Source organism: Marinobacter sp. (assembly GCF_048269445.1).
In the GTDB taxonomy this organism is placed as follows: Bacteria; Pseudomonadota; Gammaproteobacteria; order Pseudomonadales; family Oleiphilaceae; genus Marinobacter.
This window is the reverse complement of record NZ_JBLXIQ010000003.1, coordinates 395302-412353: the sequence shown is the minus strand read 5'-3', so window position 1 is coordinate 412353 and position 17052 is coordinate 395302. Positions and strand designations below refer to the sequence as shown.

The following is a 17052-nucleotide window of genomic DNA, read 5'->3' as shown; positions in this document are numbered from 1 at the left end:
GGTCCTCGCGTTCATGCCAGACTTCAGTGGTGGCTCAGTGGCCGCCCTGCATCTGGGTCATGTCCGGAGCAACGTTTGCAGTTTTCCGGTTGAAGCTCCGCATCTTGCGACTGAAAAACTGAACCGCCTGCCTTGCTGCAGTACGGCTATACTGGCGCCTGATCTCAACACTGTTGTGGAGGATACTGGACGGCAGCGGGTTAACGGTTGCGATATGGTTCTGAGTCATAGCGCCTTCCTCCTTTCTATGGGGTGGGTTGATTCAACTGGGCAGATTAGTTAGGGATCTACCTTTAATTTAAACAGCATTCTAAGGGTTCTTATTTGCAGCTTGAATACGTTAAAATCCGTACTCACGTTGCAAATATGCAGTAACTATGGACTGGGATTATCTTCGATATATCAGAGCGCTGGCAATAGGCGGAACGCTCGCCAAGGCCGGGGAATTACTGGGTGTGCACCAGACTACTGTTTTACGGCGACTTGATCAGATGGAGGAGTCGCTGGGTGTGCAGTTTTTTGAACGAAGCCGAGACGGACTGCAGCTTACACCGGTGGGTGAGACGGCATTTAGGAAAGCTGAACGGCTGGCCGTCGAGATGGAAAATCTCGAACGGAAACTGGTGGGGCAGGACTCCGCGCCGGTGGGCAAGGTTCGCCTGGCAGCCGAAGACGCCATGATGAACGAATTGCTCAGTCCGATACTGGCGGAGCTGGTGCGGGAGTTCCCGGATATTGAGCTGGAAATTCTGACCGACAACGACGTGGCGAACCTCAGCCATCGGGAAGCGGACCTGACACTCCGGCCAGAAAACAAACCACAGGCAACCCTCGAAGGGGAGCGGATTGCTGCCATCGAATCGGCAGTTTACGGTTCCGCGCGTTATTGCCGGCGAAATCGTAACATGGACATTGAGAACCATCCGGAGGCCTGCCTGTGGGTGATTCCCGATGAAACCTTCAGTCATCTGGCCACGGGCCGGTGGTACCGGAAGCACCTGAAGAATGTGACATCCGTCATTCGTTGCAACAGCCTCCAGTCCATGCACGCCCTTGCCAGGGCGGGCGCCGGTCTGGCGGTCTTACCCTGCTACCTGGGTGAAGGTACCCGGGAGCTTCGTCGACTTTCAGAGCCACTGGACGGCGAGAGTGTCGATCTGTGGCTGCATGTGAATCAGGATACCCAGCAGATGGCTCGTGTCCGGATTGTGATGGAGTATCTAGTGGAGCGGTTGCAGGCGCTTGAGCCCCAGCTGGAGATCAAAACCGCGCTTTGACGGGATTCAGCCGCAGAAAGGCCAGAACTGGTACCAGCGCCAGCACTGGAACTCCTGTTCACAGGTTTTGAGCTGATGGTCATATCGGAAGGCCCGGGTCTGCACCCGGGAGGCGAGGGCCGTCACGGCCGGCTTTTGCTTGAACGTTTTGCGAGCATAGCCGCCCCGGCCCTCGTGATAGGCGAGGTATAATTGCCGCGGGGCTGAAAATGGAACATTTAGTTGCTGGTGAGTCAGATGGTTGTACCAGCCGACAAAATCCAGGGCGTACTCCATATCGGTGCGAACGGTAAACCAACCCTCGCCGTTGGCCTGCAGGTATTCCCGCCAGGCCGGGTCCAGGGCCTGAGCATAACCGTAGGCGGTTGTTGGCCTGGTCCAGGGAATAAAGCCCCAGAGCAGTGAGCGCGGTGGCCGGGCATGGCTGCGGAAGGACGATTCGTAGTAGACAAAGGCCATTTGAGTGGCGATCGGTGTGCCCCACCGTTGCTCGGATTCGCTGGCGTAGTCATACCAGACGGGATGTTCCCGAAGAATTTCGCACAGGTTTTCCGGGTTTGCCGGGGGATCCGGCGCCAGCAGGCTGAACCGCAAAGTGGCCCAAACTCCCATCAGCAACCCCAACACCGGAAGTCCGTACCACCTGGCGCGAATTTTCCAGATTTCAGTGGCAGTCCTTCGGCGTTTTCCCTTCCGGCCGGACTTTTTCCGTATTCCTACCAAACCGTCATCTCCGGGACTGCGGGATTGCTTGCTGCATGCATCGTCCCCGTGGCATAAGGGAATCAACGACTCATTCGGGATGATAGGTAAATGAAGCGATTTCCCCTAATTAAACCTCTTTTAGTCACCGCCATGCTTTTTGCAGGAGCGGCCCAGGCGGCAACAGATGCCCGTCAGGTTCTGGAGGTCTCGCCGGTTGACGATATTGTCGCCAGATACCCTGCCATGATGAGCCAGGGCATCCGGGACGGTCTGAAACGGACCGGCCAGTTGCCACCAATGGTCGCGGATACGATTGGTAATGTGGTGAGCAGCAGTTTCAGTGCCGCCGATATTGAGCAACAGATTATTACCGATTTGCAAAACGAGCTGACGGACGCGCAACTCGAAGCGGTGCAGGGCTGGTATGAAACACCCGTTGCGAAGAAGATTTCGGCCGCCGAGATTGCCGCTTCTGCGCCCTCTGCCTGGCAGCAGATCCAGGCCCGCGCTCCGGAACTGAAGAGCAAATACGAGGGCAGTCGCAAAGCGGAAATGTTTGACCGATTTGATAGTGCATCCCGCGCCACTGAAAGCGCAGTGGATACCACCATTGCGGTGCAAATCGGGCTGGCAACCGCCATGGCTGCATTCAGCAGTGATTCGGCAAATTACGATCAGCTCCGTCAACGCATTGAAAGCCAGCGGAGCGTGTTGAGTGGCGTGGTTGGCCAGCAGGTGTATGACAGCTATCTCCACACTTACGAAAATATCAGTGCCCAGGAAATGGATCTGTATTTGGGGTTCCTGGAAAGCCCCGCAGGTGCCGCGTTCTCAAAGGTTGTTACCAACAGCATACAGCAGGCAATTACCGACCCTATCGAATCCATCGGCAAGCAGGTATCCCGTTTTCTTAGTCCGGAATCATCTGGCGGTCAGTGAACTCGCCAAGTTCCCGATAGACATCGTGCCTCTTGCTCTCATAGCGGTGAGAAAAGTGGAATGCGACCAGTTGCCGGACCCCTGCGCCTTCGGCAATGCGGGCGCAGTCCATGGTTGTCAGATGATGGGTGCGACGGGCCTGGTCTTCGTCTTTCACCATGAACGACGCCTCGCAGAACAGGGTGTGGGCCCCTCGTGCCAGCGCCAGCATCTTGTCGATGTTATCTGAAGATCCGGAGAAATCCGTACCATAGACTACTTTTTCTCCCGGTGCCTGAATCAGCAGTTTGCGGGCGAGATCTTCTGCACGCCAGGTTTCGGATGGATTGGGAGATATCAGTTCATCGGGGCATTGGCGCAGCACCGCCATCTTCAGATCGTGCAACCAAGGGCCCGGGCGCCATCCTGAGGCCTCCAATTGCTCTTTCCGCACCTGAAGTTTACCAAAGGGCTCCCAGGCATAGGCCATAACCGGCGTGCCATGGTCCAACAATGCAGCGCGAACCTGAAATTCCGGTTCACTGTAAAGTACGTTGCCGGGAGTGGGCCGGTCCTCCAGCGGTGTTGGAGTTGGATCGCCAGCGGTCACTTTCCAGCGCCTGAGGTAATCGCCATGCCATTCGTGAATCACGAACCGGGGGCCACGGTCTTCGACGCGATCCCACAGGATGCCGCTGATCATCCCGGTGATATGCTGCATCAACCCGGGCGGGCCGAACAGACGGCAGGGGGGGAAATGACCAATCCGGCTTCGCAGGAACCACATGAACCCGCCGATGTGGTCTGCGTGGCAATGACTGATGAACACGTCGCTGACCTGATGCGCAGAGCGAAGGGGCATGCGCCCGGTATCGCCAAGGTCAAACAGCAGACTGCGGCGCTCATGCAGCAGCCTCAACTGCAATAGCGGGTCCCCGCCCACGCCGTTTACAAGGGACGCCACCACCGGGCCGACCCGCACGGCCACTTGTGGGTCTTTTGCCACGCTGGTCAGGGCGCCCAACTCAACGCTAACCTTAACCGCCCCGGTGGGCGTTCTTTTGCAGTCCATACATGCTCCCGGCCGGTAAGGTTTCCGGTCTGGAAAATTTGTACAAAGCCAGATCTCGGTCCACTCTCACTAGTATATGCGAGTGGAGAGAGTCGTTATGGATTTCAACGCCTATCAGAAAGCGCTTCCGGCAGAATTGCGCGGATCCGAGTGCCCCTTCGGAGTCGAGGAGTTAGATCAGCGGCTTAGCCGGGTTCAGCAGCGGATGGCGGTTGAAGATATGGATGCTCTGCTGCTCACAGACCCTTCCGACATCTTCTATCTGACAGGCTACAGTACGTTCGAAGTGTCCGTTCACGTCGCTCTGTTGGTCACCGGCTCATCCCTGTTCCTGCAAGTACCCTCCATTGAAATGGGGCCAGCCATGGTGACGACCCGGGTAACCAACGTCGCCGGCTACCGGTGGGAAGGCATTGGCGAAGTGCTGTCACCTTTGATTGATGCCCTCAATGGTTCTGCGGACATTGTCGGCATTGATGCCTGGCACGGTTCGCTCCGGCAGGGGGTGCTTGAAGGCTTGAAAGCCCGGCTCTCAAGCGTTCGATTTATTGATAGTGGCGGTTTGGTAAAGAAGATTCGGATCGTTAAGTCTGCTGCCGAAATTGAATACCTCCGAGAGAGTGCGCGTATTACCGGTGAGGCCCTGAAGGCAGCCGTGGCGGGTGTTCGGCCCGGTGTGACAGACAATGACATCGCCGCGATTGGAGCCCACGCCCTCCTGGAAGAAGGCAGTGAGTTCATGAGCATGCAGCCCATTGTCACCACAGGCCGGCGTAGCAGCGTGATTCACACCAACCACAAACGCTGCAGGATAGAGCAGGATGAACCGGTATTTCTGGAGTTCGGTTCTGCCTGGCAGCGCTACACTGCGCCCATGATGCAAACCGTGGTTGCCGGAACGCCGTCCCGGGAAATGCGGAAGGTATTTGACGGCTGTCGGAGCATTGTGGATGCCCTTGTGGCGACAGTGAAACCGGGGGTGACCTTTGATTCCGCAGCCCAGGCCGCTGAAAAAGCCCTGGCCCCCCTTGCCGGTACTGTGTTTTTCTCGGGCGTATTCGGCTACACCGTCGGCGCGCAGTTTCCGCCGTCCTGGGTGGAAGGTTCGGGTTTTATTGCACGTGGCGGCAACACGGAATTCAGTCCCGGAATGGTGTTTCATCTCCCGATTTGCCTGCGAGCTCCCGGGAAATGGGGTATCGGGTGTAGTGAAACGATTCTGGTAACCGATGCCGGGGCTGAGCCGATCACATCCAACCCTTGGACACTGGGTCAGTCAAGCGCCAACGCCAACAGGTAAACCGTCCTTGGTTCGGGCAAGCGAGTGGCAAAAAGCCCGAGCCTGCGTACATTGTTCATATCCATCGAACGTTGTTCTGGTGCCTGTTCGATGGTTGCCAGCGATATTGTGTAGATGTTGGTGCCCGGCTCCAGATCAAGTCTGAAATTGAAACGGTCGCTGTAGGCGTTGTCACTCCTGTCATGCGCCACATCGTTAATTCGAAGGGTTATCGAAAGCGGCCGGGAATCGGGGTTGAACAGAGCAAGGGACAAAGTGGCGAATCCGCGCCAATCGGACGGAAAGTTGTTCAGGGATACACCCGAATAGGTTTCCGTGCCCAAATCAATTTTCAGGCTTTTTGACCCGTCCAGGGCATGTGCGGTGGAGGATGCGATTGCTCCGCTCCAGAAGGGGGCAGGCTGGTCTCGCTGGAAATCATAGAGGGCCGGCAATTGACGGTTCATCTGAAATTGCCGGGCGGCTACCTGAGCGGTAGTGGCCAGTTCAGCCAGCAGCAACAGCGTGGTAACGGCGACCATGAGCCAGTTACCGGCGGTTGCCCGATTCTGCGGAAAGACCAGGGGGCGCCAAGCCAGAACTAGCCAACTGCCGATCAAATTTCGGACCAGGTCCCGCCAGTCCATATCGCGGCCATATCCATACTGGAGCAGTTCAATGACCATTCCGGTGGCCAGCAATACCCCGGTCACTGCCAGCCAGAGGCGCCAGCCTTGTAGCCACTGCCAGGGTCTCACGGCGAGAGTCAGAAGGGCAAAGAGGAGGATGTGGCCAAGATTCCAGGCCGATTTGTACACCGGTCCCGAGGACCAGTCCGGCCCGCCGATAAAGAGAAACGGGATAATAAGAAGTGAGAGCAGACCGGCCAGCAGCGAAAGCCGCCGACCGGTACAGGGCATTCCCGGTGGGGTGCCCGGAAACATCAGCTGCGGCTGGTCACTTCCAGCAGGTGGTAGCCGAACTGGGTCTTGATCGGGCCGAGCACGGTGTTCAGCTCGCTGTTGAATACGGCCTTGTCAAACTCCGGAACCATCTGGCCCGGGCCGAAGGAGCCCAGGTCGCCGCCGTTGCGGCCGGAGGGACAGGACGAGTGCTGTTTTGCCACTTCCGCGAAATCCTGGCCACCTTCAATGGCTGTCTTCAGTTCTTCACATTTTGCTTCGCTATCTACCAGAATGTGGCGTGCGGTTGCCTGTGCCATGATCAATTTCCTGTTGTCGAATGAATGGTATGTCAGAACGGGAATGCTGCCCGGACAGCTCGCCGGAGGCAAGCGCTTTTTATCCGTGTTTCTGCTGTCTCACAGTCCTGCCCGCAAACCTGTACAATGCCGGCTTTCTATTCGCCGGCGCCTATCCGGCCCCACATCGACAGGTTTGTTTCTTGATTTCCACCGCCAATATCACTATGCAATTCGGGGCCAAGCCCCTGTTTGAAAATGTTTCCGCCAAATTCGGCAACGGCAACCGTTATGGCCTGATCGGTGCCAACGGCTGCGGCAAATCCACCCTGATGAAGATCCTCGGTGGAGATCTGGAGCCCTCCGCTGGCCAGGTCATGCTGGAGCCCAACACCCGGCTCGGTAAACTGCGCCAGGACCAGTTCGCCTTTGAAGAGTGCTCGGTGATTGATACCGTGATCATGGGCCATGAGGAACTGTGGAACATCAAAAAAGAGCGGGACCGCATCTATTCCCTACCGGAAATGAGCGAAGAAGACGGCATGGCGGTGGCGGACCTTGAAGTCCAGTTTGCCGAAATGGATGGCTACACCGCTGACGCCCGTGCGGGTGAGCTGCTGCTTGGCCTTGATATTCCACTGGAGCAGCATAATGGCCCCATGAGCGCCCTGTCGCCGGGCTGGAAGCTGCGGGTCTTGCTGGCCCAGGCGCTGTTTTCCGATCCGGATGTACTGCTGCTGGACGAGCCCACCAACCACCTGGACATCAACACCATCCGCTGGCTGGAAAACATCCTGGTGGCCCGTAACAGCACCATGATCATCATTTCGCATGACCGGCACTTTCTGAATAGCGTGTGCACGCACATGGCCGATCTGGATTATGGCGAACTGCGCCTGTTCCCGGGCAACTACGACGAATACATGACCGCCGCCACCCAGGCTCGCGAGCGCATGTTGTCAGACAACGCCAAGAAAAAGGCCCAGATCGCCGAGCTGCAGCAGTTCGTCAGCCGCTTTTCTGCCAACGCCTCCAAGGCCAAGCAGGCCACCTCCCGAGCCCGCCAGATCGACAAGATACAGCTGGAAGAGGTGAAGCCCTCAAGCCGGGTAAGCCCGTTTATCCGTTTCGAGCAGACCAAAAAGCTCCACCGCCAGGCGGTCACCCTGAAAGATCTCTACAAGGGCTTCGGTGAAGAGTGTGTGTTGTCGAAACTGAACCTGCAGATCGAAGCTGGTGAGCGGGTGGCCGTCATTGGTCCCAACGGCATCGGCAAGACCACCCTGCTGCAGTGTCTGGCCGGCAAGCTGGAGCCGGATTCCGGTGAGGTGAAGTGGACCGACAGCGCTGAGGTTGGCTACTTCGCCCAGGACCACACTGCAGATTTCGCCGATGACGACAACCTGACCGACTGGATGTCCCAGTGGACGACCGGGGGCGAGCAACTGGTTCGCGGGACCCTGGGGCGTATGCTGTTCTCCGGCGACGATATCGCGAAATCGGTCCGTGTAATCTCGGGCGGCGAGCAGGGGCGGATGCTCTTTGGCAAGCTGATTTTGCAGAAACCGAACGTGATGCTGATGGATGAGCCGACAAACCACCTGGATATGGAGTCCATAGAGGCTCTGAACCTGGCGCTGGAGAACTATCCGGGCACTCTGATTTTCGTCAGCCACGATCGGGAGTTTGTTTCTTCACTGGCTACGCGCATTATTGAACTTAAGGCCGACGGTATTACCGACTTCAGTGGGTCTTATGATGATTATCTTCGGAGCCAGGGGTACCTTTAAGCTTCAAACCTTGTTTTTAAACCCCAAACCTTGGGGGCCGGGCAGCCGGGGAGGGCTGTCCAAAACACGCTCCTTGCGGCACGTCCATGTGACGCTTGGGCTCCGCCATCCATGGCTCCGCACAGTTTTGGACAGCCCTCCCCGGCTGCCCGATCGTACCTTTGTGTGGCCTTCACTACTATTTGAGAGCGCGGCATGAGCGAGACCGAGATTATCAACGCAACCCGCAAGTGGGTCGAAGAAGTCGTCGTCGGCTACAACTTGTGTCCGTTTGCCAAACGGGAGCTGGTCCGGAACCGGGTTCGGTTTGTTGTTTCGGAAGCCGAGACCGAAGACGAGCTGCTGCAGGCCCTGCATTCGGAGCTTCAGCGCCTGGAAGATGAGCCGGAGATTGAAACCACTCTGGTAATCCACCCGGGTGTATTGCAGGACTTCGGTCCATACAATGAATTCCTGGACGCGGCGGATGGTTTGTTGGCGTATCTGGATATGGAAGGCGTTTACCAGATCGCCAGTTTCCATCCGGACTATCAGTTCGAAGGCACCGAGCCGGATGCAGCGGAGAATTATACCAACCGTTCACCGTTTCCGATGTTGCATCTGCTGAGGGAAGCGAGTCTGGAAGCGGCAATTGACAGTTATCCGGATGTGGATGGCATCCCGCAGAGAAATATTGAACTGATGAACGAGCTGGGCACGGCAAAGATGCGGAGCATCCTGCGTTCGTGCCTTGGTGAATCAAACCCTAAGGTCTGATCAGATGGGACTGCTTTTCGAGCAAATTGACAGCCAACCTTCGGTGATTGGTGAGATCACTCTGCGCCGGCGCCGGATTCCGGCTATTGGCGATCGGGATATCTACGAGGTGAAGCTGGGGGAGGAATTCCTGATGTCCAGTATGTTCGTGGATGCCGAAGTTGCCCTTTCAGACATCGGACTGGGCGAAACCGAGGGCGACAACCTCCGTGTGGTTGTCGGGGGTCTGGGCCTGGGTTACACCGCTGTGGCGGCGCTCAAGCATGAGCGGGTTGCTGAGCTGCTGGTGGTTGAATACCTGGAGCCCGTCATCGGCTGGCATCAGCAGGAGTTGGTGCCTCTGGGTAGAGACCTGAACGGCGATCCGCGGACCCGTTACGTTCATGGCAGTTTCTTCGACCTTGCGGTTGCCGATCCCGAGGTTGGTGGTTTCGATCCGGAAAACCCCGGCAAACAAGTCGATGGCATTCTCCTTGATATCGACCACTCACCCCGGGCCCTTTTGCACGATTCCAGTGCCAGCTTTTACACCGCCGATAATCTGCGCCTGATGGCCCGGCAACTGAAGCCCCGAGGGGTGTTTGCCATGTGGTCAAACGAGGGTGAGGATGACGAGTTCATGGCCGTTCTCAACGAGGTGTTCACCGATGTGGCTTGCCATGTCGTATCCTTTTTCAATCCATTTCAGAACAGGGAATCGTTCAACACCGTGTATGTGGCTCGCAAGTTGGGCTGAGAAACCGGAGTCTGTATGCCTGTAACCACGCACCGCAGTCGACCTTTCAGTCCCAGCCAGCGTCTGCCTGAGCCGGATCAGCCGCCGGTGTTGCACGAACCGGACGAGGCCGGGGCGTTGCTGGCGGAGTTTATCCATCGCTACCCTCGCTTGCTGATTCTGACCGGCGCCGGGGTCAGCACGGATTCGGGCATCCCGGATTACCGGGATGGCGATGGAGCCTGGAAGCGCAAGCAGCCAGTTCAGCACAAGGCCTTCATGGAAGATGTATACACCCGCCAACGCTACTGGGGCCGCAGCCTGATTGGCTGGCCGGTAATGCGCAATGCCAGGCCCAACCGCTCTCATCACTATATCTCCGACCTGGAACTGCTCAACCACAGCAGCCTGGTGGTTACCCAAAACGTAGATCGGTTGCACCAGAAGGCGGGCACCCGGGCGGTGACGGATCTGCACGGGCGGGCCGATGAGGTGGTGTGCATGAGTTGCGGCTACCGTTGCCCGCGGGATGAGGTGCATGACCGCTGCGCGGATCTGAACCCGGATTTCCAGCAATATACCGCCGACACAGCACCGGATGGCGATGCCGATCTGGATGTGGATTTCGAGGATTTCCGACTGGCGGACTGTCCGAAGTGTCAGGGGATTCTGAAGCCGGACGTGGTGTTCTTCGGTGATTTTGTCCCCAAAGACCGGGTGTATTCGGCCCTGGATACGCTGAAGGCAAGTGATGGCCTTCTGGTCATTGGTTCGTCGTTGATGGTGTATTCCGGCTTCCGTTTCTGCCGGTACGCCAACGAGTGGAACAAGCCCATTGCCACCCTGAACCTGGGGCGGACACGGGCTGAGGATTTGGTGGATCTGAAACTTAACGCGAGGATCGGGGAGACCCTGAAGGCCTCCCTTGATCAGTTATAGCAGTGGTTACATCAGGTTGTAGATAAACACCACGGCCACCGCTACCGGGGTAACGAAGCGTACGGTGATCAGCCACAGGTTGAACATTGTCGGGGACAGGGCCAGTTCCTTCTCCATGGCGTTGCGTGACATCACCCAGCCCGCAAACAGGGCAACCAGCAGTCCGCCCAGGGGCAGCATGATGTTGGCGGTGAAGAAGTCCAGAAGATCGAAGATGGTCTTGCCTTCCAGCATGGGCACAAAGCCGAGGGGGGCGAAGTCGGCCCACAGGTTCAGGGAGAGAATGGAGGCAATGCCCAGCGCCCAGCAGACAATGCCCGCGCCCAGCGTGCTGACGGTGCGGTTCATACCTTTCTGCTCTTCCAGCCATTCCACAATCGGCTCCAGCAGTGAAATCCCGGACGTCCAAGCGGCAAATATCAGTAGTACAAAGAACAGGGTGCCGAACAGTGAGCCCATGGGCATCTGACCGAAGGCTAGCGGCAGGGTCTGGAAGATCAGACCAGGGCCAGCGCCCGGCTCAAGGCCGTTGGCGAACACAATCGGGAAAATGGCGAGGCCCGCCAGCAGCGCCACACCGGTGTCGATGAGCGAGACCGTGATAGACGTCTTGGCGATGGAGATGTTTTTGGGCAGGTAGGAGCCGTAGGCCATCATCACGGCCATACCGAGGCTCAAGGTAAAGAACGCGTGCCCCAGCGCTACCAGTATCCCGGAGGTAGTGAGCTTGGAGAAATCCGGCTGGAACAGGAAGGCAGCGGCTTGGCCAAAGTGGCCGGTCGTCATAGCATAGCCCACGACAATCAGCAGCAGAACGAACAGGGCAGGCATCAGGATGCTCACCGCCCGCTCCAGCCCTGAGCGTACACCCCTCGCAACCACAACCATCACCAGCGCCATGAACAGGGTGTGCCAGGCCAGCAGGGTGGTGGGGTCGCTGAGCAGGCCGGAGAAGATCGCGCCCACGGCATCGGCCGACTGGCCGGTAAGCTGACCGCTGGCGGTCGTGCCCACGTAGGAAATGGCCCAGCCGCCGATGACCGAATAGAACGAGAGAATCAGGAAGCCCGCCAGGATGCCTACGGCACCTACCACCTTCCAGGCTGAATTGAGTCGGTCGCGTTTGGCAATCTGGCTCAAGCTCTTGACCGGGCTGCAACCACCGCGACGGCCGATCATGACTTCTGCCATCATGATGGGAATACCGACGACGGCGATGCACAGTAGATAAACCAGAACAAAGGCGCCACCGCCGTTCTCGCCCGTGATGTAGGGGAATTTCCAGATATTACCCAGGCCAACGGCGGAACCGGTGGCGGCAAGGATAAAGGCAAGGCGTGATGACCAGAGCCCGCGCTCGGCGTTGGAACCTTCAAGCGCCCCCGAATAGGCGGCGGAATCTGATGAAGTGACAGACATAACTATCTCCTGGAGTATTTGTTTTTGTGTCAGGGTTTAATTAGGGAGCTGCAGAAGCCTGCCGCCCCCGGAGGGATGCGCCGGTGTCAGGTTATCCGGTGCGAGCCAACCGCCCGGGTGTCAGCCCGGCCCCGGCGGTGTGCTTTCGGAACCGTTCTTCCGCCAGTTCGTTGGCGATCTCTCCGGTCGGTCGGCCCGAGCGGTCAGAACGATTGAAAATTTCGGTCAGGGTATCGCCGATGGTGTCAACGTGGGCGCGCACCGTTTCCGGTGTGGCGCCGGTACGTTCGTAGAAGACATCAATGATGCCTCCGGCGTTGATGGCGAAGTCCGGTGCATAGAGGATGCCCCGATCCCGCAGCATGCTGTCGTGCTCCGGGTGTTCCAGCAGATTGTTGGCGGCGCCCGCCACAATGCTGGCCCGCAGTTGCGGAATGCTGTGATCGTTGAGTACCGCACCCATGGCACAGGGGGCGACCACGTCTACCGGCAGTATCAGGATGTTATCGGCGGTAGCAGGCACGGCTCCCAGCTGATCCACCGCCCGCTGCATGTTCTCTTCGTGGATGTCGTACACCCAAAGCTCGGCACCGGCTTCCTTCAGGTGTTTGGCGAGTCGGAAACCAACATTGCCAATGCCCTGAATGGCCACTTTCAGCCCGCTCAGGTTATCCCGGCCCAGTTTGTGTTTTACCGCCGCCTTCAGGCCGATAAAGGTACCGTAGGCCGTTGCAGGTGACGGGTCGCCGTTGCTGGGATTGCCGTCGAAGCCGGTACGCGAGGCGATTCCGGCGACATGACTGGTGCGCCGGCCCATGACCTTGAGGTCGGCCACAGTGGTCCCCGAGTCTTCCGCCGCAATGTATTGCCCGCCCAGGGTTTCGAGATGGCGCCCCATGGCTTCCAGCAGAGCTTCGGTTTTCTGTGTGCGCGGGTCGCCGATAATCACAGACTTGCCGCCGCCCAGATCCAGGTTGGCCAGAGCGGATTTGTAGGTCATACCGCGGGACAGCCGCAAGACGTCGCGCAGGGCCTCTTCGTCCGTGGTGTAAGGAAACATCCTGCAACCGCCCAGGGCAGGACCGCGAGAGGTGTTGTGGATGGCAACAATGGCTTTCAGCCCGGTCTCCGGGTCGCAGAAAAAGGACAGGTGTTCATGGTTGTCGAATTCAGGATGGCTGAATACGTTCACAGAGGGGGTGCTATCGAGCATATTGAAATCCTCTCCCACCGGGCCGGATCTCGGCATGAGCGGGTATCTTGTTCTTGTCGTCCGGCTTATGGCCGGCGTTTTGATTTCAGGTGTCCGGTTTTTCCGTTGGGGGTTTCCCTTTGGAATGCGCCCTTTTGGGGCGGGACGAAAAACAAATTAGCCATAATTGACGTTAACGTCAACATGTAAGAGCGGGCCAGTTATGCGCAAGCGTCATATTCTGCGTCTGCTTATCGTAAAACGGTTCGAGCAATCATGGGGTTGCCTGCGCTGGGTGATTTATAATTCAAATATATCGTCTGACTCAGAGTTTCTGAGTGGGGGGAATATTATGAAACGGCTTTTCTATCTCGTGGACTCCATCGACAGCGTTGAAAGCATTTCTGCAGACCTTCACGAGCGGGGTATTACCGACTGGCGTTTTCATATTTTCAGTAAGGATGAGGCGGGTCTTTATACCCACAGGCTGCATTCCGCCAGCGTGCTCGACAAGACCGATCTTCCCAGGTTTGTTGAGCGGGGGATGATTATCGGTGCACTGTTTACACTGTTCTTTGTGATACCCATGGCGATCTGGGGAGGGCTTGGCTGGCCGATAGCGGCCTACGTGGCAATGGGCGTATTTGCGGTGCTTGCCGGTGGCTGGCTTGGCGGATTCGGCGGCATAGGCACGGAGAACTACCGCATCCGCAAATACCACAATGACATTGAGGCCGGCCGTCACCTGGTGATGGTGGATGTGCCGAAGGCAGACGTGGCACAAATGAAAGAGCTGATGGCCCTGAATCATCCGGAGGCCGAGCTTCAGGGTGAAAGCAGCAGCTTCAACAACCCGTTCGCAGCGGCGAATGACAAGGTGCACGCGGTCCATTAGTCGCAGATGGGGCGCTTGCTTCGGTATTTACCTATACGCTCACCGGGGAAACTGGCATAGCTTCCCCGGATGTCTGTCGCTTCCTATTGTTATCAGCTCCAGCCGGCCAAGGTGCGCGCTGAATTCTTCCGGCTCTTACCCATCTCGTTATTTGTGGTGGCGTTTGGTGCTGCCTTCGGCCTGGCCGCTACCCAGAAGGGGCTCCAACCGCTGGAAGCGATCCTGATGAGTACCACGGTTTTTGCCGGTGCCTCCCAGTTTGCCGCCATCGACATGTGGGGCGGCAAAGTGTCGATCCTGCCTCTGATGGCCGTGGTATTTGCCATCAATTCCCGCCACTTGCTCATGGGCGCTTCTCTGTACCCGATGCTCAAGGATCTGTCCCCCGGTAAACGGTATGGCCTGTTGTTGTTGCTGACGGATGCCAACTGGGCAGTTTCGGCTCAGGAATATCAGAGTGGCCGGCGTAATCTTGAGGTGATTCTTGGTGGTGGCCTGGTGCTCTGGCTGGCCTGGATTGTCGGCACCTGGCTAGGCGTCTACTTTGGGGGCTTGTTGCAGGATCCGAAATCCCTCGGGTTGGATATGGTTCTTGGTTGCTTCCTGCTGGCCATGGCGTTGGGCGGGAAGAAATCCCCCCGGGTGTTGGTGGCCTGGACAGTCGCGGCCCTTGCCTCGCTCGCGGCCTGGAAATGGCTGCCGCCGAATACCCATGTTGTGGTCGGAGCTCTGGCGGGTGGCGCGATCGGGTTCTTCTGGCTTGAACACAAGCCAGCCCCTGCCGAGTCAGAGGTTGAGGGGCAAGGGGAGCGTCCATGACCATCGAGACAACTACGGCAGGTATTCTGACCCTTATCGCTATCATGACCGCGGTTACCCTGGCGACCCGATTTGGCGGCGTTTTCATCATGTCGTTTGTCCGGATCAATCCCCGGATCGAAAGCTTCATCAACACCATGGCCAGCTCGGTGCTGATCGCTATCATCGTGCCCATGGCCGTCAGTGGCGATGCCGGGGCTCTCGCGGCACTGGTGGTCACGGCAGTGACCATGCTGGCACTGCGTAAACCTCTACCAGCCATTGCCGCCGGTATCGCGGCGGCAGGATTCGTGCGTTATCTTGGCTAAGGAGTGGCGTCGGGCATTGGGTTGGCATTTCGCAAGGCAAGCTCCCCAATGCCCGGAAGCTTGATGCCGAGTGCCAGCGGGTTAACCCCGAACGACAGTCCCAGCACATTCAGCTCCAGACCTTCCCTGACGCCTGCTAACAGGCCGAAATACCCTCCGAATGAAACTTGATAACCGGCCCCGCCCGGGACTTCGGCTACGATCTGATCGCCCAGATAGTCTTTGCCGATGGCGTGATTGGGCAACGCAACATCAAGGCCGGGCACTTCCCGGATTACCCATGCCACGAAGGTATTGCTGTTGGGGCCTGGCCAGGCATCGTATTCGGTGGGGTACGGGTAGGATTCCACGGCTTTGTAGATACGGGGAATCAGTCTCTCGGCGTGTTCGCCGCGAATGTCCGCATACAGTTCCGGTTTGGCACCGTACCAGTGCCGGTCCGGTTCGCCGGGACGTGAATTGACCACGTAGTGGCGCCAGCCGGTGACCTCGTGAACCCGGTAATGGCCAGCGCCTTTTTCCTTGGTGGCGATCCAGGTGTGCACGGCGAAGTAGCCGCGCCAGCTCCAGGCCCGGGCGCCGTATACCTGCACGATGGCTGCCTCAGTTGTATCCGGTGGTGGTGCGATCCCGGCGCTTTCACGGGTGGCAGTGTGCCAGCTTTCCGCGCCCTGTAAACTGCCGCTGGTGGCCAGCAGCAGTGGGCCGGAGAGAAGGAACAGCAGGCCGCCAAGAAACCAGCCGGAGTATTTCAAAAATCGTTTCATGAACCCTGTCCGAAGGTTGGAGACCATGGGGATCCGGCGAGTAACATTAAGTTCCTGGCCTCCCGACTAATTGTAGTGAACAAATACGCCCGACGGGATCGGTTGGATGAACTTGTGATGCCCCTGGTGGTTTGCCGGGGCGCGCCTTCTCTTCTAGTCTCAGTAGTACCACAAATGATCTTTGAGGGAGCCATGTCATGTCTGACCATCACGTGTATAAGAAAGTGGAAATTGTTGGCTCGTCCCAAAAAAGCATTGAAGACGCCATCGAAAACGCACTTGAAGAATGCGGCAAGAGTGTCCGCAACATGGAATGGTTTGAAGTCACTGAGACCCGTGGCCACATTGCTGACGGAAAGGTCGGCCATTACCAGGTAGTGATGAAGGTCGGCTTTCGAATAGCCGACAGCTGAGAGCCGGCCTGGAAATCCAAGAGGTTGAGTATGCCGAATACGAGTCGTGCATTGCTGCTTGTCGATATTCAAAACGATTTCTGTGAGGGCGGCAGCCTCGCCGTGCCGGATGCCAGTGACATTCTGCCCGTGGTTAACCAGTTGATTGCCGGTGCCATGAAGGCTGACGAGTTGATCATCGCCAGTCGTGACTGGCATACCGTTGATCATGTGAGTTTTGTGGCCAGAGGAGGGCCCTGGCCACCACATTGTGTCCAGGATAGCCCTGGTGCGGAGTTTCACCCGTCTCTGGCGCTGCCCGACAGTGCTGTGCGGGTGAGTAAGGGTACAGGGTTTGATACGGACGCCTACTCGGCATTCGACGGTACCCAGTTGGAAAGCTTTCTAAAGCGCAATCACATCAGCCAGATCAAAGTAGCTGGACTGGCTCTGGACGTGTGTGTTCGCGCGACGGTTCTGGATGCACTGAAACTCGGGTTTGGCGTTGAGCTGGTGAAAGGCGGAACCCGTGCGGTCGATCAGGCCGGTGCCCAGGGCGTCTTTGCTGAGCTTGAAACCGGCGGAGCGTTGCTGCTCTGAAAAAGTGA

Annotated in this window: 20 protein-coding genes; 12 read left to right on the top strand and 8 right to left on the bottom strand. The window is 57.8% G+C overall.

Features of this window, described 5'->3' with window-relative positions; genetic code table 11:
* Nucleotides 1-34 precede the first annotated feature (34 nt).
* A complete protein-coding gene (locus ACN0XM_RS08180) occupies nt 35-229 on the bottom strand; it encodes a hypothetical protein (protein WP_417566433.1) in 195 nt (64 codons plus the stop codon).
* 148 nt (nt 230-377) lie between these two features.
* Between ACN0XM_RS08180 and ACN0XM_RS08175 the strand changes: the two genes are divergently transcribed.
* Nucleotides 378-1277, top strand: a complete 900-nt coding sequence (locus tag ACN0XM_RS08175) for a LysR substrate-binding domain-containing protein (RefSeq protein WP_417566432.1) — start codon at nt 378-380, stop codon at nt 1275-1277.
* Between the two features lie 6 nt (nt 1278-1283).
* Here ACN0XM_RS08175 and ACN0XM_RS08170 read toward each other — a convergent pair whose 3' ends face one another.
* Nucleotides 1284-1991: a lysozyme-like domain containing protein gene (locus ACN0XM_RS08170; RefSeq protein ID WP_417566606.1), complete on the bottom strand. Its 708-nt coding sequence runs from the start codon at nt 1989-1991 to the stop codon at nt 1284-1286.
* 99 nt (nt 1992-2090) lie between these two features.
* Between ACN0XM_RS08170 and ACN0XM_RS08165 the strand changes: the two genes are divergently transcribed.
* Nucleotides 2091-2921 carry a DUF2059 domain-containing protein gene (locus ACN0XM_RS08165; RefSeq protein WP_417566431.1) on the top strand — a complete coding sequence of 277 codons (831 nt, stop codon included), beginning with the start codon at nt 2091-2093 and terminating at the stop codon, nt 2919-2921.
* On the opposite strand, the gene ACN0XM_RS08160 is transcribed toward ACN0XM_RS08165, so the two are convergent.
* Nucleotides 2893-3972, bottom strand: coding sequence for an MBL fold metallo-hydrolase (locus ACN0XM_RS08160; protein WP_417566430.1), 1080 nt, complete (start codon nt 3970-3972; stop codon nt 2893-2895). The two genes, ACN0XM_RS08165 and ACN0XM_RS08160, sit on opposite strands and share 29 nt — an antisense overlap.
* 97 nt (nt 3973-4069) lie before the next feature.
* Here ACN0XM_RS08160 and ACN0XM_RS08155 point away from each other — a divergent pair, with 97 nt between their 5' ends.
* Nucleotides 4070-5272 carry a M24 family metallopeptidase gene (locus tag ACN0XM_RS08155; RefSeq protein WP_417566429.1) on the top strand — a complete coding sequence of 401 codons (1203 nt, stop codon included), beginning with the start codon at nt 4070-4072 and terminating at the stop codon, nt 5270-5272.
* Here the strand turns inward: ACN0XM_RS08155 and ACN0XM_RS08150 are convergent.
* Entirely contained in the window at nt 5245-6171 is a 927-nt protein-coding gene (locus tag ACN0XM_RS08150; RefSeq protein WP_417566428.1) for a succinyl-CoA synthetase subunit beta, read from the bottom strand. The two genes, ACN0XM_RS08155 and ACN0XM_RS08150, sit on opposite strands and share 28 nt — an antisense overlap.
* Before the next feature lie 23 nt (nt 6172-6194).
* Nucleotides 6195-6473: a peptidylprolyl isomerase gene (locus ACN0XM_RS08145; RefSeq protein WP_417566427.1), complete on the bottom strand. Its 279-nt coding sequence runs from the start codon at nt 6471-6473 to the stop codon at nt 6195-6197.
* Between the two features lie 182 nt (nt 6474-6655).
* Here ACN0XM_RS08145 and ACN0XM_RS08140 point away from each other — a divergent pair, with 182 nt between their 5' ends.
* The 4 genes from ACN0XM_RS08140 to ACN0XM_RS08125 all read left to right on the top strand — a co-directional run bounded on the left by ACN0XM_RS08140 (nt 6656) and on the right by ACN0XM_RS08125 (nt 10652).
* Nucleotides 6656-8242, top strand: coding sequence for an ABC-F family ATPase (locus ACN0XM_RS08140; RefSeq protein WP_417566426.1), 1587 nt, complete (start codon nt 6656-6658; stop codon nt 8240-8242).
* A 195-nt stretch (nt 8243-8437) separates the two neighbouring features.
* Nucleotides 8438-8998 carry a DUF1415 domain-containing protein gene (locus ACN0XM_RS08135; protein ID WP_417566425.1) on the top strand — a complete coding sequence of 187 codons (561 nt, stop codon included), beginning with the start codon at nt 8438-8440 and terminating at the stop codon, nt 8996-8998.
* Nucleotides 8999-9002: 4 nt separating this feature from the next.
* The gene (locus ACN0XM_RS08130) at nt 9003-9734 is read left to right on the top strand and encodes a spermidine synthase (protein ID WP_417566424.1); all 732 of its coding nucleotides are present in this window, start codon (nt 9003-9005) and stop codon (nt 9732-9734) included.
* Nucleotides 9735-9749: 15 nt separating this feature from the next.
* Nucleotides 9750-10652 carry an NAD-dependent protein deacetylase gene (locus tag ACN0XM_RS08125; protein WP_417566423.1) on the top strand — a complete coding sequence of 301 codons (903 nt, stop codon included), beginning with the start codon at nt 9750-9752 and terminating at the stop codon, nt 10650-10652.
* A 6-nt stretch (nt 10653-10658) separates the two neighbouring features.
* Here ACN0XM_RS08125 and ACN0XM_RS08120 read toward each other — a convergent pair whose 3' ends face one another.
* Together ACN0XM_RS08120 and ACN0XM_RS08115 are read right to left on the bottom strand one after the other, a co-directional pair.
* The gene (locus ACN0XM_RS08120) at nt 10659-12071 is read right to left on the bottom strand and encodes a sodium-dependent transporter (RefSeq protein ID WP_417566422.1); all 1413 of its coding nucleotides are present in this window, start codon (nt 12069-12071) and stop codon (nt 10659-10661) included.
* A gap of 91 nt (nt 12072-12162) precedes the next feature.
* Complete coding sequence (locus tag ACN0XM_RS08115) at nt 12163-13284, bottom strand: Glu/Leu/Phe/Val family dehydrogenase (protein WP_417566421.1); 1122 nt, start codon at nt 13282-13284, stop codon at nt 12163-12165.
* Nucleotides 13285-13615: 331 nt separating this feature from the next.
* Between ACN0XM_RS08115 and ACN0XM_RS08110 the strand changes: the two genes are divergently transcribed.
* From ACN0XM_RS08110 to ACN0XM_RS08100, 3 genes are all read left to right on the top strand, one after another.
* Nucleotides 13616-14158 carry a hypothetical protein gene (locus ACN0XM_RS08110; protein ID WP_417566420.1) on the top strand — a complete coding sequence of 181 codons (543 nt, stop codon included), beginning with the start codon at nt 13616-13618 and terminating at the stop codon, nt 14156-14158.
* Between the two features lie 69 nt (nt 14159-14227).
* The gene (locus ACN0XM_RS08105; RefSeq protein ID WP_417566419.1) at nt 14228-14977 is read left to right on the top strand and encodes an AzlC family ABC transporter permease; all 750 of its coding nucleotides are present in this window, start codon (nt 14228-14230) and stop codon (nt 14975-14977) included.
* The gene (locus ACN0XM_RS08100; RefSeq protein ID WP_417566418.1) at nt 14974-15285 is read left to right on the top strand and encodes an AzlD family protein; all 312 of its coding nucleotides are present in this window, start codon (nt 14974-14976) and stop codon (nt 15283-15285) included. Before ACN0XM_RS08105 ends, ACN0XM_RS08100 begins: the two co-directional genes overlap by 4 nt.
* Here the strand turns inward: ACN0XM_RS08100 and ACN0XM_RS08095 are convergent.
* Nucleotides 15282-16052 carry a DUF3750 domain-containing protein gene (locus tag ACN0XM_RS08095; protein WP_417566417.1) on the bottom strand — a complete coding sequence of 257 codons (771 nt, stop codon included), beginning with the start codon at nt 16050-16052 and terminating at the stop codon, nt 15282-15284. The two genes, ACN0XM_RS08100 and ACN0XM_RS08095, sit on opposite strands and share 4 nt — an antisense overlap.
* 197 nt (nt 16053-16249) lie before the next feature.
* Here ACN0XM_RS08095 and ACN0XM_RS08090 point away from each other — a divergent pair, with 197 nt between their 5' ends.
* Both ACN0XM_RS08090 and ACN0XM_RS08085 read left to right on the top strand, forming a co-directional pair.
* Nucleotides 16250-16465: a dodecin gene (locus tag ACN0XM_RS08090; protein ID WP_417566416.1), complete on the top strand. Its 216-nt coding sequence runs from the start codon at nt 16250-16252 to the stop codon at nt 16463-16465.
* A gap of 30 nt (nt 16466-16495) precedes the next feature.
* A complete protein-coding gene (locus tag ACN0XM_RS08085; protein ID WP_417566415.1) occupies nt 16496-17044 on the top strand; it encodes an isochorismatase family protein in 549 nt (182 codons plus the stop codon).
* Nucleotides 17045-17052 lie beyond the last annotated feature (8 nt).